Annotated in this window: 16 protein-coding genes; 12 read left to right on the forward strand and 4 right to left on the reverse strand. The window is 71.3% G+C overall.

What is annotated here, in order from left to right:
• The first annotated feature begins 26 nt into the window (after nt 1–26).
• The 9 genes from ACFWN7_RS02650 to ACFWN7_RS02690 all read left to right on the forward strand — a co-directional run bounded on the left by ACFWN7_RS02650 (nt 27) and on the right by ACFWN7_RS02690 (nt 12,698).
• Nucleotides 27–998, forward strand: a complete 972-nt coding sequence (locus ACFWN7_RS02650) for an AAA family ATPase (RefSeq protein ID WP_376937133.1) — start codon at nt 27–29, stop codon at nt 996–998.
• A complete protein-coding gene (locus ACFWN7_RS02655) occupies nt 995–2,317 on the forward strand; it encodes a DUF58 domain-containing protein (protein ID WP_376937134.1) in 1,323 nt (440 codons plus the stop codon). Before ACFWN7_RS02650 ends, ACFWN7_RS02655 begins: the two co-directional genes overlap by 4 nt.
• Before the next feature lie 5 nt (nt 2,318–2,322).
• Nucleotides 2,323–4,632 (forward strand): transglutaminase domain-containing protein, encoded by a 2,310-nt coding sequence (locus tag ACFWN7_RS02660; protein ID WP_376937135.1) that lies wholly within the window; start codon nt 2,323–2,325, stop codon nt 4,630–4,632.
• On the forward strand, nt 4,629–5,237 hold the full coding sequence (locus ACFWN7_RS02665) for a hypothetical protein (RefSeq protein ID WP_376937136.1): 609 nt from the start codon (nt 4,629–4,631) through the stop codon (nt 5,235–5,237). The genes ACFWN7_RS02660 and ACFWN7_RS02665 overlap by 4 nt, the downstream gene beginning before the upstream one ends.
• A gap of 125 nt (nt 5,238–5,362) precedes the next feature.
• The gene (locus ACFWN7_RS02670) at nt 5,363–8,392 is read left to right on the forward strand and encodes an FtsK/SpoIIIE domain-containing protein (RefSeq protein ID WP_376937137.1); all 3,030 of its coding nucleotides are present in this window, start codon (nt 5,363–5,365) and stop codon (nt 8,390–8,392) included.
• Nucleotides 8,393–8,460: 68 nt separating this feature from the next.
• The gene (locus ACFWN7_RS02675; RefSeq protein WP_376937138.1) at nt 8,461–9,672 is read left to right on the forward strand and encodes a PotD/PotF family extracellular solute-binding protein; all 1,212 of its coding nucleotides are present in this window, start codon (nt 8,461–8,463) and stop codon (nt 9,670–9,672) included.
• A 16-nt stretch (nt 9,673–9,688) separates the two neighbouring features.
• Nucleotides 9,689–10,888: an ABC transporter ATP-binding protein gene (locus ACFWN7_RS02680; RefSeq protein WP_376937332.1), complete on the forward strand. Its 1,200-nt coding sequence runs from the start codon at nt 9,689–9,691 to the stop codon at nt 10,886–10,888.
• Nucleotides 10,889–10,890: 2 nt separating this feature from the next.
• Entirely contained in the window at nt 10,891–11,802 is a 912-nt protein-coding gene (locus tag ACFWN7_RS02685) for an ABC transporter permease (RefSeq protein WP_376937140.1), read from the forward strand.
• Nucleotides 11,803–11,873: 71 nt separating this feature from the next.
• Complete coding sequence (locus ACFWN7_RS02690; protein ID WP_376937333.1) at nt 11,874–12,698, forward strand: ABC transporter permease; 825 nt, start codon at nt 11,874–11,876, stop codon at nt 12,696–12,698.
• Nucleotides 12,699–12,780: 82 nt separating this feature from the next.
• Here the strand turns inward: ACFWN7_RS02690 and ACFWN7_RS02695 are convergent, their stop codons facing one another.
• On the reverse strand, nt 12,781–13,770 hold the full coding sequence (locus ACFWN7_RS02695; RefSeq protein ID WP_376937141.1) for an asparaginase: 990 nt from the start codon (nt 13,768–13,770) through the stop codon (nt 12,781–12,783).
• 4 nt (nt 13,771–13,774) lie between these two features.
• On the reverse strand, nt 13,775–15,151 hold the full coding sequence (gene gabT / locus ACFWN7_RS02700) for a 4-aminobutyrate--2-oxoglutarate transaminase (RefSeq protein WP_376937142.1): 1,377 nt from the start codon (nt 15,149–15,151) through the stop codon (nt 13,775–13,777).
• Nucleotides 15,152–15,241: 90 nt separating this feature from the next.
• Here gabT and ACFWN7_RS02705 point away from each other — a divergent pair, with 90 nt between their 5' ends.
• Nucleotides 15,242–15,730, forward strand: coding sequence for an OsmC family protein (locus ACFWN7_RS02705; RefSeq protein WP_376937143.1), 489 nt, complete (start codon nt 15,242–15,244; stop codon nt 15,728–15,730).
• A gap of 71 nt (nt 15,731–15,801) precedes the next feature.
• Here ACFWN7_RS02705 and ACFWN7_RS02710 read toward each other — a convergent pair whose 3' ends face one another.
• A complete protein-coding gene (locus ACFWN7_RS02710; protein ID WP_376937144.1) occupies nt 15,802–16,719 on the reverse strand; it encodes a hypothetical protein in 918 nt (305 codons plus the stop codon).
• Between the two features lie 46 nt (nt 16,720–16,765).
• Nucleotides 16,766–17,527, reverse strand: a complete 762-nt coding sequence (locus ACFWN7_RS02715) for a lysophospholipid acyltransferase family protein (protein ID WP_376937145.1) — start codon at nt 17,525–17,527, stop codon at nt 16,766–16,768.
• Between the two features lie 90 nt (nt 17,528–17,617).
• Here ACFWN7_RS02715 and ACFWN7_RS02720 point away from each other — a divergent pair, with 90 nt between their 5' ends.
• Complete coding sequence (locus tag ACFWN7_RS02720; protein ID WP_376937146.1) at nt 17,618–18,259, forward strand: hypothetical protein; 642 nt, start codon at nt 17,618–17,620, stop codon at nt 18,257–18,259.
• Between the two features lie 30 nt (nt 18,260–18,289).
• Complete coding sequence (dxr, locus tag ACFWN7_RS02725) at nt 18,290–19,378, forward strand: 1-deoxy-D-xylulose-5-phosphate reductoisomerase (RefSeq protein ID WP_376937147.1); 1,089 nt, start codon at nt 18,290–18,292, stop codon at nt 19,376–19,378.
• The last annotated feature ends 7 nt before the right edge of the window (nt 19,379–19,385 follow it).

Consider the following 19,385-nt stretch of genomic DNA (forward strand, 5'->3'; position numbering starts at 1 on the left):
GTCGAACCGATGAACCAGGAGCAGAGATGACGATGACCCCCGAGGAGGCGACCCGCTTCGCCGCGAACCTCGACCGACTCGTGGGGGCGGTCGAGGAGGTGCTGCTCGGCAAGAACCGCGTCGTGCGGCTGGCGTTCACGGCGTTCCTCAGCGAGGGTCACCTGCTGCTCGACGATGTCCCCGGCACCGGAAAGACCTCGCTCGCACGGGCGATGGCGCAATCCGTGGCCGGCACGAGCAACCGCGTGCAGTTCACTCCCGACCTGCTCCCCGGCGATATCACGGGGGTCACCGTCTACGACCAGCGCAGCGGTGCCTTCGAGTTCCATGCCGGACCGGTGTTCGCCAACATCGTGCTCGCCGACGAGATCAACCGAGCGAGCCCGAAGACCCAGTCGGCGCTCCTCGAGGTCATGGAGGAGGGCCAGGTCACCGTCGACGGCCAGACGCATCCGGTGGGGCATCCGTTCATGGTCATCGCCACGCAGAATCCCGTGGAGCAGGCCGGAACGTATCGCCTGCCCGAGGCGCAGCTCGACCGGTTCCTGATGAGGTCGTCGATCGGGTACCCCGACCACGCCTCGACGATCCGCATCCTCGAGGGCGCCGACCAGCGCGCGCACGACCAGCACGTCGAGGCGCAGCTCGACGCCGACCAGATCGTCGAGATGGCCGCGCTCGCGCGCACCGTGTACGTCGACCCGACGATCCACGACTACGTGTCCCGACTCGTCGACGCCACGCGAACCGCACGTGAGGTGCGGCTCGGGGTGAGCGTCCGGGGCGCGCTCGCCCTGATCCGGGCGGCCAAGACCCATGCGGCGGCACGCGGCAGGCACTACGTGGTTCCCGACGACGTCAAGGCGCTCGCAGAACCGGTGCTCGCGCACCGCCTCATCCTCGACGCCGAGGCGGAGTTCGACGGGGTGACCGCGTCGAACATGATCGCCCAGGTGCTCATCGAGACCCCGCCCCCATCCTCCAGGCAGGCCGTGTGACCCTCACCCAGACGCGCACGACGATCCCCGAGGAGGCCAGGACGGAGGGGCTGCTCGCGGTCGTCATCGGGCGCGTGGTCGGCTGGACGCGCCAAGGGGCGAACGTCGTCGCCGGGTGGGCGCGGGCGGTGCAGGGCGTCGTGACACCGCTCGGCTGGGCGGTCATCGGCGGGGCGATCGTGTCGGTCGCGGTGGGCTACACGTGGGGCTGGATCGAGTTCATCGCGATCGGATGGGGCCTCGCGCTGCTCGCGGCCGCGGCATCCGTCTGGCTCATCGGTCGCGGCGCATCGACGATCGAACTCGTGCTGCCGACGCCGAGGGTCGTCGTGGGGGAACTCGCCGAGGCCCGGCTCGTCGCGGCGAATCCGGGACGTCGGCGCTTCGGAGGCGTGCAGCTCGAGGTTCCCGTCGGCTCCCGCGTCATCGAACGGGTGCTGCCCGGTCTCCCGCGCGGCGGGGCGTACGACGACCAGTTCCGCATTCCCACCGAACGACGAGGCATCGTCGCGGTGGGGCCCGCGCGCACCGTTCGCGCCGACCCGATCGGCCTCATGCGCCGCGAGATCGTCTGGTCGCAGACCGTCCAGCTGCACGTGCACCCGCGCACGGTGGCGATCTCCGCCCTCAGCACCGGATTCATCCGCGACCTGGAGGGTTCGCCCACGCGCGACCTCACGGCGAGCGACATCGCCTTCCACGCCCTCCGCGAGTACGTGCCCGGCGACGACCGCCGATTCATCCACTGGAAGAGCACCGCGAAGACCGGCACGTTCATGGTGCGCCAGTTCGAGCAGACGCGCCGCAGCCGGCTCATGGTCCTGCTCGACCTCGAACCGGGTGGATATGCCGACGAGGCGGAGTTCGAGCTCGCGGTGAGCGCTGCGGCATCGGTGGGGGCGAGGGCCATCCGCGATGCGCGCACCCTGTCGTTCGTGGTGTCGGGTCGGGGCAGATCGGGCTCCGCGCCCGGCAGCGTCATGCGCGAGCTCCCCACCGTCTCGCGCGACCGGCTGCTCGATGCGCTCTGCCTCGTCGAGCCCGAGGAGCAGTCGGTCATGCTTCCGGATGTCGCCCGCTCCGCGGCGGAGGGGCTGCCCGGTGTGTCGCTCGCCTTCCTCGTCACCGGCAGCGCGCGAGGAGTGCCGACCTTGCGTGCCGCGGCAGCCCGGCTTCCGGCGGGGATCGACACCGTCGCCGTGCGGTGCGCGCCCGAGGGGGAGGCGAGCGCCCGCTCGGTCGCCGGCCTCACCGTGTTCGACATCGGCTATCTCGAGGACCTCCGCGCGATGCTCGCGAGATCGGCATCGGTGGCATGAGCCGCATGAGACGTGCTGCGGGCGCCGATCGGTTCTGGCCGACGGCGATCAGCGTCCTGCTCCTCGTCGCGCTGCTCGCGGCGGCGATGATCCCCTGGTGGCCCGTCTACGAGAGCCCCGCGTTCGTCGTCGCCGCGGCGCTCTCGATCCTCGCGGGCTCCGCGATCGCCGTCGCCGGTGCGAAGCTCCGCTGGCCGGCCTGGATCGTCCTCACCTCGGTCTTCGGCGCCTACCTCGTGCTCGGAGTGCCCGCCGCCGTCCCCGGCCGGGCGCTCGGCGGGGTGCTGCCGACTCCGCAGGGTCTCGGGGAGCTCGTCGCGGGAGCCGCCCTCTCGTGGAAGCAGCTCGTCACCATCTCCGTGCCGGTCGGCTCCTACCAGGCCCTGCTGGTGCCGCCGTTCCTCCTGGGGCTGATCGCCTCGACGTGCGCCGTCACGATCGCGCTCCGCAGCCGTCGCCCCGAGGCTGCCGTCATCCCCCCCGCCATCCTGCTCATCGCAGGGATCGCGCTCGGCGTCGTGCACTCCGCCCTCGCCGTGGAGACCGGACTCGTCTTCCTCGTCACGGCCGTGGCGTGGCTCGTCCGGGTCGGCATCGCGAGGCGTCGGGCCATCACCGGCGGTCGTCCGGTCGAGGCGGCCCTCGCCGACGCGCGTCGCGTGCTCGGCGCGTCGGCACTGGTCGCGGTCGCGCTCGTGGGCGCCACCGCGGCATCCGTGTCACTGCCGGCACCGGCGCGAAGCGTCGTGCGCGCCGAACTCCAGCCGCCGTTCGAGCCGCAGTCCCAGGAGAGCCCGCTGGCCGGCTTCCGCGCCGCGTTCGGCCCCGACGTCGAGGATGTCGAGATGCTCGAGGTGCAGGGGCTCCCCACCGGCGCCGGCATCCGGATCGCGACGCTCGACACGTACGACGGCATCGTCTACTCGGTCGGGGGAGCCGACGGCGCCGCTGCGTCGGGGCGGTTCACGCGCGTGGCGTACCGACTCGACCAGTCCGGCACGGAAGGGGAGCGCCTCGGCCTCGAGGTCGGCGTGCTCGGCTACTCCGATGTGTGGGTGCCGGGTGCCGGACGGCTCGAACGCATCACGTTCGACGGACCCCGTGCCGAGGTGCTCGCCGACAGCTTCTACTACAACGACACGACCGGCACGGGGGCCGTGCAGGCGGGGCTGGAGCCCGGTGACCGCTACTTCGCGGCCTCGGTCGTGCCGCGCGATCCCGGGAGCCTCGCCGCGTTGCAGCCCGGCACGAGTGTCATGCCCGCCTCACCCGAGCTGCCCGACACGCTCGCCCGCCTTCTCGACGAGTGGGCGCCCGCCTCGGCGGAGGAGGGAGAACGTCTCGAGCTGCTGATCGCCGGCTTCCATCGTGAGGGCTACGTGAGCCACGGCCGGGCCGACGAGGGCGACGGGACCGACAGGGGGCGGAGCCGGTCGGGCCATGCCCTCGATCGACTCGAGGAACTCGCGACGGAGCGGCCGATGATCGGCGACGGGGAGCAGTACGCGGTCGCTGCGGCGCTCATGGCGCGGCACATCGGCTTCCCCGCCCGGGTCGTGGTCGGCTACCTCCCGCCGTCCGCCGGCCCCCCCGGGGAGCCCGACGACGAAACGACGATCTTCGTGGGAAGCGACCTCCAGGCGTGGATCGAGGTGCAGACCGCCGAGGGCGAATGGGTCTCGATCGACCCCAACCCCGAGCCCCGCGAGATCCCCGAGCGCGATCCCGACGAGCCGACCGTCGTCTCGCGACCCCAATCCGCCCTCCCGCCTCCGGCTGAGCGCACGCCGGTCGACGACCTCGACTCCGATCCAGAGCTGGCGCTCGACGACCGCGACGACGGCACCGAGCCGTGGGTGGCCGTCGTCCTCGGCGCGCTCGCGGTCACGGGCGTCGTGCTGTTGGCGCTCGGCGTGATCGCGAGCCCGTTCCTCGCGATCATCGTCGCGAAGCTCAGGCGCCGACGCATCCGGCGGCGCGCGCCGACCGCGGTCGAACGGATCGAGGGCGGCTGGCAGGAGTTCGCCGACACGGCCGCCGACTACGGCTACCCGATCCGCCGGCACGCGACGCGAGCCGAACAGGCCGCGACCGTCGGCGGACTCGCCCCGCTCGTGCTCGCCTCGGTCGTCGACCGCGCCGTGTTCGCACCCGGTGAACCCGCCGACGGCGACGACGAGCGAGTCTGGGCCAGCGTGGACGAGCTGGCCGAACGACTCGGGGCGCCGCGAAGCCGCCGTGAGCGGCTCGTCGCCTCGATCTCGCTCACCTCCCTCTCGGGGTACGCTGTGAGCCGGAGAGGAGCCACGCCGTGACGTGCCGGATCTGCGGGGCCGTGCTTCCCGAGGGGGCGATGTTCTGCGGCGACTGCGGCAGCTCGACGAGCGCCACCCCCGAGTCCCGGCGCCGGCTCGACACGCGCCCCGGCGACACGACGGTCATCGAGCGCGGCGCGCGCCGGAACAGTGGCGTGATCAGCGTCCCCGTCGGCGGCTCCCGTGCGGCGGCGGCCATCTTCGCCGGCGTGGCCGCGACGGTGGCGGCGCCGGCGACGAGCGAGCCGTCGACGGATGCCCCGGCCCCGCCTCGCACGACACCCCGATTCGTGCTCACGTTCAGCACGGGGGAGTCCCGCACGGTCTTCGGCACGGGCCTCATCGGTCGCAGGCCGCTCCCGCAGCCAGGCGAGTCGTTCGACCAGCTCGTGCAGATCGCGGATCGATCGCTGTCCGTCTCGAAGACCCACCTCGAGTTCGGCGAGCACGAGGGGACGCTCTGGATCGCCGATCGCTTCTCGGGGAACGGCACCGTCGTCCGTCGCCCCGACGACGGCGCGCTGCGCTGCGAGCCCGGGCGCCGCTACCTGGTGCCCCGCGGCAGCCGGGTCGAACTCGCAGAACAGTACTTCACGGTGGAGTGAGCCCGGCCGGGTGATCGGACACTGCGGGGCGGGTCTCGTCCTCCACAGTCGAGCGGATGCCCCGGATTCCGCCCCCACTCGCAGACGGCTCCGCCGGCGTGAGCGGAACGGTGTCGGATGGGGGGATGGATCGATCCGAACCCGTGCACGGCGACGCCGCCGAGCTGCCGATCAGCCTTCCGCCGCATCCACCCGAGCCGGCTGCGGCCGGATTCCCGGTGCTCGCCACGATCGCCCCGATCGCCGGCGCCCTCGTGCTCTGGATGATCACGGGCTCGGCGATCTCGCTCGCGTTCGCGGCACTCGGCCCCCTCGTCGCCGTCGCATCCGTGCTCGACGCCCGACGCCTGGCGCGTCGCGCTCGTCGCCGTGGCGACGAGGAGCGTGCCGCGAAGCTCGAGTCGGTGCGCGCTCAGATCGACGACCGGCATGCCGTGCTCCGCGCTGCCGCATGGCGGCGGACACCGTCGGCGCGACACCTTGCCGGCGCTCGGAGCGCATCCGCCTGGCGCGATGGAACAGCGGGATCCATCGTGCTCGGCCGCGGACCTGTGACGAGCGGGCTGCGGGTCGACGGCACTCCCGTCGATGCCCACGATCGCGAGTTGCTGGAGCACGCCGCGCGGCTTGAGGGCGCCCCGGTGCTCGCCGCCGCGCAGCTCGGGATCGGCGTCGTCGGTCCACTCCCGCTCGCCCGGGCGGCCGCACGCGCGCTCGTCCTGCAGCTCGCGCATCGGTGCCGTCCCGGCGTCGTCGAGTTCTCGCTCCCCGATGAACCGTCGTGGTCGTGGGCGGAGGCGCTCCCGCACCATCGTGGTGGCGGCACCTGCCTCGTCCGCGTCCTCGAGGCCCGAGAAGCGGGCGATGACGACGGTCACGGCACGGGTCATCGCGGTCGGGGCGCATCGCAGCCACCCGACGCCGGTGCGACGATCGCCGTCGCCGAAGCGCACGGGCGGCTCCCTCACGGGCTCGGCGCCATCCTCGTCGTCGAGAACCATGGGCGGGCCGTGGTCGAGTTCGGCGGCGGCGACCCCGCGCGTGCGACGGTGGTGCCCGAGCTCCTCGGCGCATCCGAGGCGTCGTTGTGGGCCGCGCAGATGCGCTCCGCCGCCGCGCGAGCGGGCTTCGGCGGCGCGGCGACCCTGCCGACGCAGATCGACCTCGACGCGCTCCGACAACCCGAATCCGATTCTGCGTCGCGGGGCAGTCTTCGCGTCGCCGTCGGCATGCGCCACGGCGGTGAGCTCGAGATCGACCTCGTCGCGGGCGGGCCGCATGCGATCGTCGCCGGCACCACCGGCAGCGGCAAGAGCGAGTTCCTGCTCGCCTGGCTCGCCGCCCTCGCCCACTGCCATCCGCCCAGCCGGGTCGCGTTCCTCCTCGTCGACTTCAAGGGCGGCGCCGCCTTCGAGCCGATCAGGAGCCTGCCCCACGTCGCCGGCATCGTGACCGACCTCGACGAGGCGGAGGCCGAGCGCGCCGTGCTGAGCCTGCGTGCCGAGCTCCGTTACCGGGAATCTGTGCTCCACGCCGAGCGTGCTCGCGACATCATCGAGCTCGAACCCGACGTGGAGCTCGCCCGCCTCGTCATCGTCGTCGACGAGTTCCAGGCGATGATCGAGCGATTCCCCGATCTCGGCGCCGTCATCGCAGACATCGCGGCGCGAGGTCGTTCCCTCGGGGTGCACCTGGTCCTGGCCTCGCAGCGGCCGAACGGCGTCGTCCGCGAGCAGGTGACGGCCAACTGCGCCATCCGGGTGTCGCTGCGAGTCATGCAGCGCGCCGACAGCATCGCCGTCGTCGGCACCGAGGCGGCCGCGTCGATCCGGCCGGACTCGCCCGGACGCGGCATCATCGACGTCGGCGACGGGATGCCGGTGGCCTTCCAGTCGGCCCGGGTCGACGCCCGCTCGCTCGCGCAGCTGCGCCGCGCGGGCGCCGACGCGGCGCCGGCCAGGCGGCCGTGGGTCGACCCGTTGCCGGACACGTTGCCACCCGAGGTGCTCGACAGTGTCGCGACATCCGACCGGTCCATGCCCGGTGCGCTCGAGTTCGGGCTGGTCGACGAACCCGAACGGCAGCGGCACGGCCTCCTCGCCTGGTCGCCGCTCGACGGGCACCTCCTCGTGGCGGGAGCGCCGGGCAGCGGGCGTACCACGGCACTGGCGGCCATCGCCCGCGCCGCGGCCCGGCACCAACCACGACTGCCGGTCGTTCGGCTCGACGGCCCGCCGAGTCGGCAATGGGACACGGTGCAGGCGATGCAGCGGCGCGTCGCGCAGCCCGGCCCGCCGGCGCTCCTGCTCGTCGACGACCTCGACCTGCGGTTCCGCGACTGGCCCGACGAACACCGGCACTCCGCATTGATCGCGATCGAGGCGATCCTCCGAGACGGGCGTCGGAACGGCGTCGGAGTCGTGGCGACGGCCGCGCAGGCGCATCGGCTCGGCCACGGGATCCGTGAGGCGTTCGGGGGCCTCCTTTTGCTGAGGCACCCGTCACGAGCGGACCTCGTGCACGCCGGCGGTTCCGGCGGGCTCTGGAGGGACCAGGATCCGCCGGGTTGCGGGCAGTGGCGCGGGCATCGCGTGCAACTCATCGCGGCGCCGCCGCTTCCCGACGAGTCGTTCCCGGCGCCCCTGCCGCTCGACCCGGGTGGCACCGAGCTCTGCGCGGTGGTGAGCGCCTCGCCGAGGGCCGACGTGTCGGTGCTGCGGGAGTCCGGGCTCGCGCCGCTCCTCCTCGAGCCGGTCGACACGGTCGTGCGGGCCGCGCTGGCCCGGCGGTCGACGGATGCCGCGAGCACGACGGATGCCGCAATCCCCACCGATGGTGTTGAGCCGTGCGTCATCGTCGGAGACGCCGACGCGTGGGCCGCGAACTGGACGATCGCGGCGCTCGTGCGCGAGGAGGCGACGATCGTCGTGCACGGCGGCGCACGCGAGTGCCGTGTCCTCGCGGCCGATTCGTCGCTTCCGCCGCTCCTCGACGACGCGGCCGCGCAGTGCTGGGTGCGCAGGCCGGGCGCCCCGACGGAGCGAGCCGCCTGGCCGCCGGTGCCGACGACGGAAACGGTTGCCGTGGCCCCCGAACGGGAACGGAAACCGCACGCTTCGTCCACAGAAAGTAACGATTCGGACATGATCGCGTGAATCCCGTGTCGCATGTGTGGCAGTATCGACCCACCCCCGCAGGCGCCTAGAACCCGAATGGAGTTCCCATGACCGCTCGGCCCCTTCCCCAGGACCCGGTGATCCGTTCACTGATCGCGCAGGCCCGCCGCGCCCAGCTGAATCGTCGTACCCTGCTCGCCGGCGCGGGTGCCGGCGTGTCCGCGCTCGCGCTCGCCGCCTGCGCCGGCGGGGCGCAGGCGAAGCCCACGGCGGCCCCCGACAACTCGGCGAACGACAAGACCCTCAACTGGGCCAACTGGGCCGCGTACATCGATGAAGACGACGCCGGCGACTACCCGACCCTCGTGCGCTTCACCGAGGAGACCGGCATCGAGGTCGACTACGAGGTCGCGGTCGATGACAACAACACCTACTACGGCAAGGTGAAGGACCAGCTGGCCCTCGGCCAGGACATCGGCGCCGACACCGTCTGCCTCACCGACTGGATGGTCGCCCGCTGGATCCGGCTCGGGTACACGCAGGCGCTCGACCACGCGAACATCCCGAACCTCGCCAACCTCACGCCGTCGCTGAAGGACGTCGACTTCGACCCGGGGCGTGAGATGTCGATCCCGTGGCAGGGCGGCTTCGCCGGCGTCTGCTGGAACAAGGAGGCCGTGCCGGGCGGGATCTCCTCGGTGTCCGACCTCTGGAGCGCAGACCTCAAGGGTCGCGTCGGCGTGCTTTCCGAGATGCGAGACACGATGGGCCTGCTCATGCTCGAGAACGGCGTGGACATCTCGGGCGAGTGGGGCGACGACGAGTACAACGAGGCCATCGAGGAGCTGCGCAAGCAGGTCGACGACGGGCAGGTGCGAAACATCAAAGGCAACTCCTACCTCGAAGACCTGAAGAGCGAAGACACCCTGGCCGCCATCTGCTGGTCGGGCGACATCACGGTGATCAACGCCGAGGCCGGCGACAAGTGGGAGTTCGCGATCCCGTCCGCGGGCGGCACCCTGTGGAACGACAACTTCCTCGTGCCGATCGGGTCCACCCGCAAGGCCAACGTCGAAAAGCTCATCGACTACTACTACGAGCCCGAGATCGCCGCCGAGGTCGCGGCGTGGGTGAACTTCATCACGCCCGTGGTCGGGGCGAAGGAGGCCGCGACGGCGATCGATCCCGAGCTCGCCGAGAACCAGCTCATCTTCCCGAACGACGAGACGCTCTCCAACGCCTTCGTCTTCCGCTCGCTCGACGGCGCCGAGGAGCAGAAGTACCAGGCGGAATTCCAGAGCATCCTCCTGGGGGCGTGACACAGTGTCGATGAGCATGGCGGTCCGCGAGTTCGCCGAGCGTGGCGCCGATCTCGAGCTCGTCGGGATCCAGAAGCGATTCCCGGGATTCACGGCGATCGAGGAACTCGACCTCACGATCCCCGCAGGGGCGTTCTTCGCCCTCCTCGGTCCTTCGGGGTGCGGCAAGACGACGACCCTCAGGCTGGTCGCCGGTCTCGAGGAGCCGACGCAGGGCCGGATCCTGATCGGCGGCAAAGACGTGACCGCCACGAAGTCGCATCAACGGCCGGTCAACACAGTGTTCCAGAGCTATGCCCTCTTCCCGCACATGACGATCATCGAGAACGTCGCGTTCGGGCTGAAGCGCCGTCGCATCGGCGATGCGCTCGGCAGGGCCCACGAGGCGCTCCGGCTCGTCGAGCTCGATCACCTCGCACAGCGCCGGCCGCAGCAGTTGTCGGGCGGCCAGCAACAGCGCGTCGCCCTCGCCCGGGCGATCGTGAACCGCCCGGCGCTCCTCCTCCTCGACGAGCCGCTCGGCGCACTCGACCTCAAGCTCCGTCGTCAGATGCAGCTCGAGCTGAAGACCATCCAGGAGGAGGTCGGCCTCACCTTCCTGCACGTCACGCACGACCAGGAGGAGGCCATGACCATGGCCGACACCGTCGCGGTCATGAACAAGGGCGCGATCGAGCAGATGGGCGCGCCCGAGTTACTGTACGAGCTGCCGCGCACGTCGTTCGTCGCGAACTTCCTTGGGCAGTCGAACCTCTTCACCGGCCGGGTCGCCGACACCACGAGCTCCGCGATCACCGTCGCCGCCGGCGGACACCGGATCGTCGTGCCGGTGTCGCGCGCGCAGCGTCATCAGGGCGAGATCACCGTGGGCGTCCGTCCCGAGAAGGTCGCCCTGCACGTGGAAGAACCCGACGACGATGCCGACCGCAACCTGCTCGGCCCCGGCCGGATCATCGACGTGTCGTTCTCGGGTGTCAGCACCCAGTACATCGTCGAGGTGCCCGGCGTGGGCACCGTGGTGGTGTTCGCCCAGAACGTCGGGTCCGGGCCGATGGCGAGCGTGGGCGCCGAGGTGTGGCTGAGCTGGGCGATCGCGCACGGATTCGGGCTCGACGACGGGCCGAGCGAGACCGGCAGGTTCCCTGCCGACGACTCGACCCGTTCCATCGCCGCGCAGCACCGCGAGGCTCTCGTCTCGGAGCTCGAGGAGAACTGACGATGGCCTTCGCAGCGTTCGCGACGGCGGAGGCCCAGCCGCAGGCACCCAAGAAGAGGAGCCGCATCGCGCTCTTCCTCCTGCTGCCGGGCATCCTCTACCTCGTCCTCTTCTTCCTCACGCCGCTCATCTCCCTCGTGCTCACCTCCTTGCAGGCGCCGCGCGAGTTCGGCGACATCGGCCAGTACGACTACGCGTTCAACTGGCAGAACTACGCGGCGGTCGTCGAGCAGTACCTCCCGCACATCCTGCGCTCGTTCGGGTACGCGCTCGCCGCAACCGTGTTCGCACTGGTCTTCAGCTATCCGCTGGCCTACTTCATCGGCGTGAAGGCGCGTCGCCGGCCGCTGCTGCAGAGCCTGATGCTGGTGCTCGTGATCGCGCCGTTCTTCATCAGCTTCCTGTTGCGCACGCTCGCGTGGAAGCAGATCCTCTCCGACGAGTCGTTCATCATCACCTCGCTGAAGGCGCTCTCGCTGATGGCGCCCGACGCCCACTTCACGGGCACCCCGTTCGCGGTGATCTTCGGACTCACCTACAACTTCATCCCGTTCATGACCTTGCCGCTCTACTCCTCACTCGAACGGCTCGACACCCGCTACCTCGAGGCCGGGAGCGACCTCTACGCGAAACCGTTCACGGTGTTCCGCAAGATCACCGTCCCGCTCTCGATGCCCGGCATCGTCGCCGGTACGCTGCTCACCTTCATTCCGGCGGCCGGCGACTACATCAACGCCAGTCGCGACTTCCTCGGCGGCCCCGACACCCAGATGATGGGCAACGTGATCGAGGCGAACTTCCTCGTGCTGCAGAACTACCCGGCCGCGGCGGCGCTCTCGATCATCCTCATGACCGTGATCCTCGTCATCGTCGGCGTCTACGTGAAGCGTTCCGGAACGGAGGACCTGCTGTGAGCGGCGAAGTCCAGGCGGCCGCCGTGCTCGGCGGGCTCGCCGAGAGCGAGCAGGAGGAGGAACGGCGGCCCGTGCGGCGCCCGGGTGCGGGTCGCGTCGGCCTCGGCGACTGGCTCCTGCCGGCGTACGCGATCATCGCGCTCGTGTTCCTCCTCATCCCCATCGTCTACACGTTCGTGTTCTCGTTCAACGACTCGATCAAGTCGAACATCTCGTGGCGCGGGTTCACGCTCGACAAGTGGCTGAACGTCTGCAACGTCGAGGGCGGAGCCGTCTGCGAGGCGTTCGGCAACAGCATCGTCATCGGCGTCGTGGCCACCGTCGTCGCGACCACGCTCGGCACGATGATCGCCATCGCACTCGTGCGCTACCGGTTCCGGGCCAGGTCCGCCACGAGCCTCCTGCTGTTCCTCCCGATGGCGACGCCCGAGGTCGTGCTGGGTGCCGGCCTCGCCGCCCAGTTCCTCGCCGTCGGCGTGCCGAAGGACATGACGACGATCATCCTCGCGCACACGATGTTCTGCATCAGCTTCGTTGTGGTCACGGTCAAGGCGCGCGTCGCGAGCCTCGACCCCGCGCTCGAAGAGGCCGGACGCGACCTCTACGGGTCTCCGGCGCAGGTCTTCTGGCGCATCACCTTCCCGCTCCTGATGCCGGGCATCCTCGCCGCGGCGCTGCTGTCGTTCGCCCTCAGCTTCGACGACTTCATCATCACGAACTTCAACTCGGGCTCCGTCTCGACGTTCCCGAAGTACATCTACATCTCGGCATCGCGCGGCATCCCCGCGGAGGCGAACGTCATCGCCTCCGCCGTGTTCCTCTTCGCGATCGTGCTCGTCATCGCCGCCCAGGTCTCGCGCGCGGCGAGGGCGAAGCGGCTCGCGAAGCTCCGTTGACCCGAACCGAGCGAATCGGATGCTGCGACGGGATCGTTCCCCTCGCGGCATCCGTCGATCGGACCGTGCGCTCGACGCGGCCTCAGACCGTGGCGCGCACGTCGCCGATGCGGCGCTCGCCGCCCATGACCCAGAGGTCGAGCTCGGTCTGCACCTGATCGACGGCGGCGTCGTCGACCGCGCCGGCGCCGGCGAGGAGCCGCAACGCGATGATCGTGGAGGCCCGCGACGAGCCGTCGAGCACCTTGAGCGCGGTGGTCGTGCCGTTCGGCGCGGTCATGACCATGACGCCCTCGGCCCCGACCTTGGCGAAGACGCCGAGCCGTTCCATCGCGACCGTGTCGGGCTGGCCCGGCCCGCCGACCGCCCACGGGTGCTCGCGCGCGGCCTCGGTGAGCGCCGCCGCCTCGCGGTAGAGCGCGAACGGCGAGGAGGCGGCCGCGGTGGTGATCTTCTGGATGCCGCGCGCGAGAGCGGTGAGGCTGATTGCGTGCACCGGCGAGCCGCAGCCGTCGACCGCGGTCGCGGCGGGTCGCTCGCCGGTGAGCCGCTCGACGACGTCGAGGATGCGCTTCTGCAGCGGATGCCCCGGATCGAGGTACCCCTCGAGCGGCCACTCGTTCGCCGCGCACGCGAGCAGCATGGCCGCGTGCTTGCCTGAGCAGTTCATGTGAACGCGCTCGCGCGGAGCGCCGCTGCGGATCAGCTCGTCGCGGGCGATCTTGTCGGTCGGTGCGGCCGTCGGGCAGCCGAGCGCCGAGACCGGGAGCGACGCGCGATCGAGGAGCCCGCGCACGAGCGCGACGTGCGCCGCCGTGCCGGAGTGGCTCGCCATGGCGACGGCCGCGTCCTCGCCGCGGAGCGTCACGCCCGACATCATCACGGCGAGCGCCTGGAACGGCTTCAGGCAGGACCGGGGGAAGATCGGGGTGCGCACGTCGCCGAGCGCGCGCGCGACCTCACCCTCGGGGGAGAGCACGACGGCGGAGCCTGCGTGCCGTGACTCGATGAAACCACTGCGCTCGACCACGGCGAGTTCGACGGCGTCGGTGACGGTGAATGTGCCGGGCACCGCGCTACCCGAGCGACGCGAAGCCGTCGTCGAGCACGCGGAGGCCGTCTTCGATGAGGGCGTCGCTCACCGCGAGGCTCGGCAGGAACCGGAGCACATTGCCCCAGGTGCCCGCGCTGAGGAACAGGACCCCGTGCTGCGCCGCATACGCGACCAGCGCGGAGACCGCTTCGGGGTTCGGCACCTTCGTGGTGTCGCCGGTGCCCGGCTGCACGAGCTCGATGGCGATCATCGCACCCCTGCCGCGGATCTCGCCGATGATGTCGTAGCGCCGCTCGAGCCGCTCGAGGCCCGCCGTCAAGGTCGCCTCGATGCGCTCCGCCTCGGCGAGGAGATGGTTCTGCTCGATCGTCTCGAAGACCGCGACTGCCGCGGCGCACGCCACCGGGTTGCCGCCGAACGTGCCGCCGAGCCCGCCGGGCTGCGAGGCGTCCATGATCTCGGCGCGGCCGGTGACGGCCGCGAGGGGGAGGCCGCCGGCGATGCCCTTCGCGGAGAGCACGAGGTCGGGCTCCCAGCCGAAGTGCTCGCTCGCGTAGTAGCGGCCGGTGCGGGCCATGCCGCTCTGGATCTCGTCGGCGATCATGACCACGCCGTGCTCGGTGCACCAGCCCTGCAGCGTGGGGAGGAACCCCTCGGCGGGCACCATGAACCCGCCCTCGCCCTGGATCGGCTCGACCACGAGGCAGGCGAGATCGCTGGCGCCGACCGCCTTCTCGAGGTACGCGATCGTGCGCGCCGCGGCATCCTCGCCCGAAAGGCCGTCGCGGTAGGGGTAGGAGCTCGGCGCGTGGTAGACGTCGCCGGCGAACGGGCCGTACCCGGTCGCGTACGGGTGCGCCTTGTAGTTCATCGCCATCGTGAGGTTCGTGCGGCCGTGGTACGCGTGGTCGAGCACCGCGACGGCGCGCCGGCCGGTGAACTTGCGTGCGATCTTCACGCCGTTCTCGACGGCCTCGGCGCCCGAGTTCACGAGCACGGTCTTCTTCGCCCACCCGCCGGGGGTGTGCTCGGCGAGCAGCTCGGCGACGCGCACGTACTCCTCGTAGGGGGTGATCGTGAAGAGCGTGTGGATGACATCCTGCAGCTGGTTCGCCGCAGCCTGCACGACGCCCTGCTCGGTGTGGCCGACGGTGGTGACGCCGATGCCGGCGCCGAAGTCGATGAACCGGTTGCCGTCGACGTCGACGAGGATCGCCCCGTTCGCGCGCTCGATGTACACGGGCAGGGCCGAGGAGACGCCGGCCGAGACGACCCTGGTGCGCCTCGCGTGCAGTTCCTCCGACTTCGGGCCGGGAATGGCGGTCACGACCCGGCGCTCCTGGGGCACGGCGTACACCGGCGCGGTCGCGGTCTCAGCAGGAATCTGGGTGTCAGTCATGGTGCCCCAAGCCTATCGCCGAGGTGCAGGCCCACTGTGCCGCGAGGGTGCAGAATCGAAGGCACGACTCGCATCGACGGAAGGCACGGAATGCTCGGCGAACACCGCTACGAGATCGAGGTCGAGTGGCTCGGCGACCGCGGCGAAGGCACGTCGAACTACCGCGCGTACGGTCGTCAGCACGTCGTGCGCGCGGCCGGCAAGACCCACGACATCGACGGCTCGAGCGATCGCGTCTTCCACGGCGACCGGGAACGGTGGAACCCCGAGGAGCTCCTGCTCGCCGCGCTCAGCGAATGCCACATGCTCTCGTACCTGCACGTCGCCACCCGCCACGGGGTCGTCGTGAAGGGGTACACGGATGCCGCGACGGGCACGATGATCGAAGACGGCCGCGGCGGGGGCGCCTTCAGCGAGGCGACGTTGCGTCCTCGGGTCGAGGTGGCGGATGCCTCGATGCTCGCGCTCGCCGACGAGATCCACGCCGAGGCCGCCGAGAAGTGCTTCATCGCGGCATCGGTCGCCTTCCCGGTGCGGCATGAGGCGACCGCCGTCGTCGCCGCCCCGCTGGTCGAGTAGCGCCGGGCGTCGTCGCCGCCCCGCCGGCCGAGTAGCGCCGGGCGTGGCCCGCCGAGCATCGAGACCCCTCGTCAGCCCGGAAGACTCGGGAGCGTCGGTTGCGCCGGCGGGCACGCGTGACCACCGACGAGCCTCGAGCACGGCGGGAAGAATGGGGGCAGTCGCTCGGCTTCGGGATCGCCGAACCAGCGGTGCCAGATTCGCCAGAAATTGAGGTTGCCGTACGCTCCGCAGGCGTCGCCGGCGTCGGGGTCCGCGAGCGTGGCGGCATTCGGCTGGTACGGGGTGTAGTTGTAGAGGTTGGCGGTGGCCTGGTTGCGGATCTGGACGGGGGCGGCCCCGCACGCGGCATCCGGATTGAAGCCGACGTTCACGGTGCCCACACGGTACGGGCGGTCGGGTTCCTCTGTGTACTGCCGGAACTGCCAGGCCGCGTTGTAGACCTGGTTGAAGAAGCCGAAGTACTTCGTGTCGCAGTCGGCGGTGTCGGGACATCCGTAGCCCGTTGCCCGCTCGAAGCCCGACGCGCTCGGGCGCGTGAGCAGCGACTGCTCCTTCTGCAGCAGCACGAGGAGCGCCTGCGGGCTCACGTCGCATGCGACCGCGGCCTTCGCGATGATGCGGCTCGCGCGCTCGCGGATGCCGCCGCGGTACTCGGCGCAATGGGCGCCGCCCACCGCCGGCTGGGTCGTCGTCGACTGCCTGAAGTCGGCGAGGCAGCGCACGCCCTCATCGGGGCGGCACGACACGGATTCGAGGAAGGCCTGGATCTCCTCCTCGCCCATCGCGGAACTGTCGTAGAACGCGTCGTCGCTGACGATGTGGCCCGGGTCGAACTCGCTCGTCGGCGGCTCGGGGAGCCGTGGCGGGCTCGTCGCCGCCGCCGCCGTCGGTGCCGGTGGCGCGGCTGACGGTGAGGCGCAGGCCGCGAACGCGACGACCACGAGGGCGGCGGTGGCGCAGCGGGCGGCCACCTCGGCGATGCTCATCGAGCCGACGATACCCGGCGAACGCGTGGCTCGGCTGGGAATCGGGTCAGACGCGCTCGCGGGGTGCGACGCGGTCGGCGAGCTTCGCGAGGGTGCCCGCGGGCGGCGTCTCGTTGTACCGTCCGGCGAGCTCCTGGCCCGTGAGCCCGTGGATGGCGGTCATGATCTCATCGGTCGCGGCGCGTCGCGCGCGCCCCGACGAGGCGACGCCGTGCCGGCTGAGGTCGAGCGGAGCCCCGAAGCGCACCGTGACCGGGCGCACCCGCGGCAGCTTCGCGCCGACCGGCTGGATCTCCTCGGTGCCGAGGAGTCCGACCGGGACGACGGTCGCGCCGGTCTCGAGCGCGAGCCACGCGACGCCCGTGCGCCCCCGGTACAGCCGCCCGTCGAGCGAACGCGTGCCCTCGGGATAGAGGGCGAAGGCGGCGCCCGTCTCGAGGATGCGACGCCCCTGGTCGAGCGCCTCCTGCGCCTGTGCCCCGGCGCCCCGGTCGACGCTCACCGCGCCGATCGCGCCGAAGAACGTGCGCGAGACCCAGCCCGAGAACCCCGTGCCGGTGAAGTAGTGCGACTTCGCGAGGAACTGCACCGGCCGTGGTGCGGCGAGCGGGATCACGATGCTGTCGACGAACGAGAGGTGGTTGCTCGCGAGGATGACGGGTCCGTGCTTCGGCACCAGTTCGGCACCCGTGATCGTCGGGCGGTAGACCAGTCGCACGAGCGGGCGGAGGATGCCGCGCACGATCCGGTAGAGCGGGCCCTGCCGCACCGGCGGCGAAGACACGGCGTCGGCTTCGATCTCGCTCACCGTTCGACCCTAGGCCGTGCCGCATGCCGGGAACGGAATACCCGGTCGGATCCGTCGCGGGCCTCGGGTCGATACGCGAGGATGGGTCATGTGGACGTGACGTCGGAGGGGGAGCTCATCGAGCTGGAGGACGCGAGCGTCCGCGTGCTCGTGTTCGCCGGCTCCCGCCGCCCGCTCGCTGCCGATGGCGTGCTCCGCGGCCTGATCGGGAGTGCGTCCGGCGTGCCCGCCGACGACGTCGAGCTCGTGCACGCATGCGCCGTCTGCGGGGCACGGCACGGGCGGGTGTCGGTCGCCTATCCGCTCACGCTCTCGGGAGCCCCGTGGTACGCCGACGTGGCGGTGCACGGCGACGCGATCGTCGCGGCGGCGACGACGCGGCATCCGCTCGGTGTCGGCATCGAATCGGCAGCCATCGACGCGGCCGGTGTCATCGACGAGGCGGCATTCCACGTGGGGGAGCTCGCCGCTCTCGACGATCTCGACCCTGCGCGCCGTGCGCTCGTGCGCGCGACCCTGTGGGCCCGCAAGACCGCGCTGCTTCGCGCGATCGGGCACACCGACTTCATCGAACCCTCGAGACTGGCGCTGTCGATCCCGGGCGACGACGGCGGGGTGGGGCGCATCGTCCGCAGCGTCCCCGAGTTCGGGTCGGTGTGGCGCCAGGTGCGGTTCCACGACGTGCCGGTCCCCGGCAACCGCGCCGCCTCCGTCGCGATCATCGGCAGATGAGCAAGGCGCCGACCGCCGTAGGGTGGGAAGGTGCGCAGCGTCATCATCCTCGGCTCGTCGGGCTCCATCGGCACACAGGCGCTCGACGTCATCCGGGCGAATCCGGGGCGGTTCGACGTCGTCGGGCTCGCGGTCGGATCGAATCGCGCGCTGCTCGAGCAGCAGGCGTCCGAGTTCGGTGTCGAGCACACCGCCGTCGGCGTCGACGAGGCCGTGCAGCTCGTGCAGGACGTCGAGGCCGACGTCGTGCTGAACGGCATCACCGGGTCGGTCGGTCTCGCGCCGACGCTCGCGGCGCTCCGCCGCGGCACGATCCTCGCCCTCGCGAACAAGGAGTCGCTCATCGTCGGCGGCGACCTCGTGACGGGGCTCGCTCGGCCCGGGCAGATCGTGCCGGTCGACTCAGAGCACTCCGCGATCGCGCAGGCGCTGCGGTCGGGCACCGACGACGAGGTGCGCCGCCTCGTGCTCACCGCCTCGGGCGGTCCGTTCCGCGGGCGCACCCGGGAGAGCCTCGCGGATGTCACGCCGGCCGAGGCCCTCGCACACCCCACCTGGGACATGGGCCTCGTCGTCACGACGAACTCCGCGACGCTCGTGAACAAGGGGCTCGAGGTCATCGAGGCGCACCTGCTCTTCGACGTGGACTACGACCGCATCGACGTCGTCGTGCACCCGCAGTCGATCGTGCACTCGATGGTCGAGTTCGTCGACGGTTCGACGATCGCGCAGGCATCGCCGCCCGACATGCGGCTGCCCATCTCGCTCGGCCTCGACTGGCCGCACCGCGTCGCCGCCGCGGGCAAGCCGCTCGACTGGTCGAGCGCCACGACCTGGACCTTCGAACCGCTCGACGGCGACGCGTTCCCGGCCGTCGCCCTCGCGAAGCAGGTCGGTCGAGCGGGCGGCGAGTACCCCGCCGTGTTCAACGCGGCCAACGAGGAGGCGGTGGCGGCGTTCCACGCCGGGCGCATCGGGTTCCCCGGCATCGTCGACACCGTGCGCGACGTCGTCGAGCACTACGAGGCATCCGGGGGCGAACTCACCGTCGCCTCGCTCACCGAGGCGGAGCGCGCCGCGCGCCGCGCCGCGCACGAGCGCATCGACCGCCAGGGCTGACAGAGCA

It is taken from the genome of Agromyces sp. NPDC058484 (genome assembly GCF_042720415.1).
Taxonomy (GTDB): Bacteria; Actinomycetota; Actinomycetes; order Actinomycetales; family Microbacteriaceae; genus Agromyces.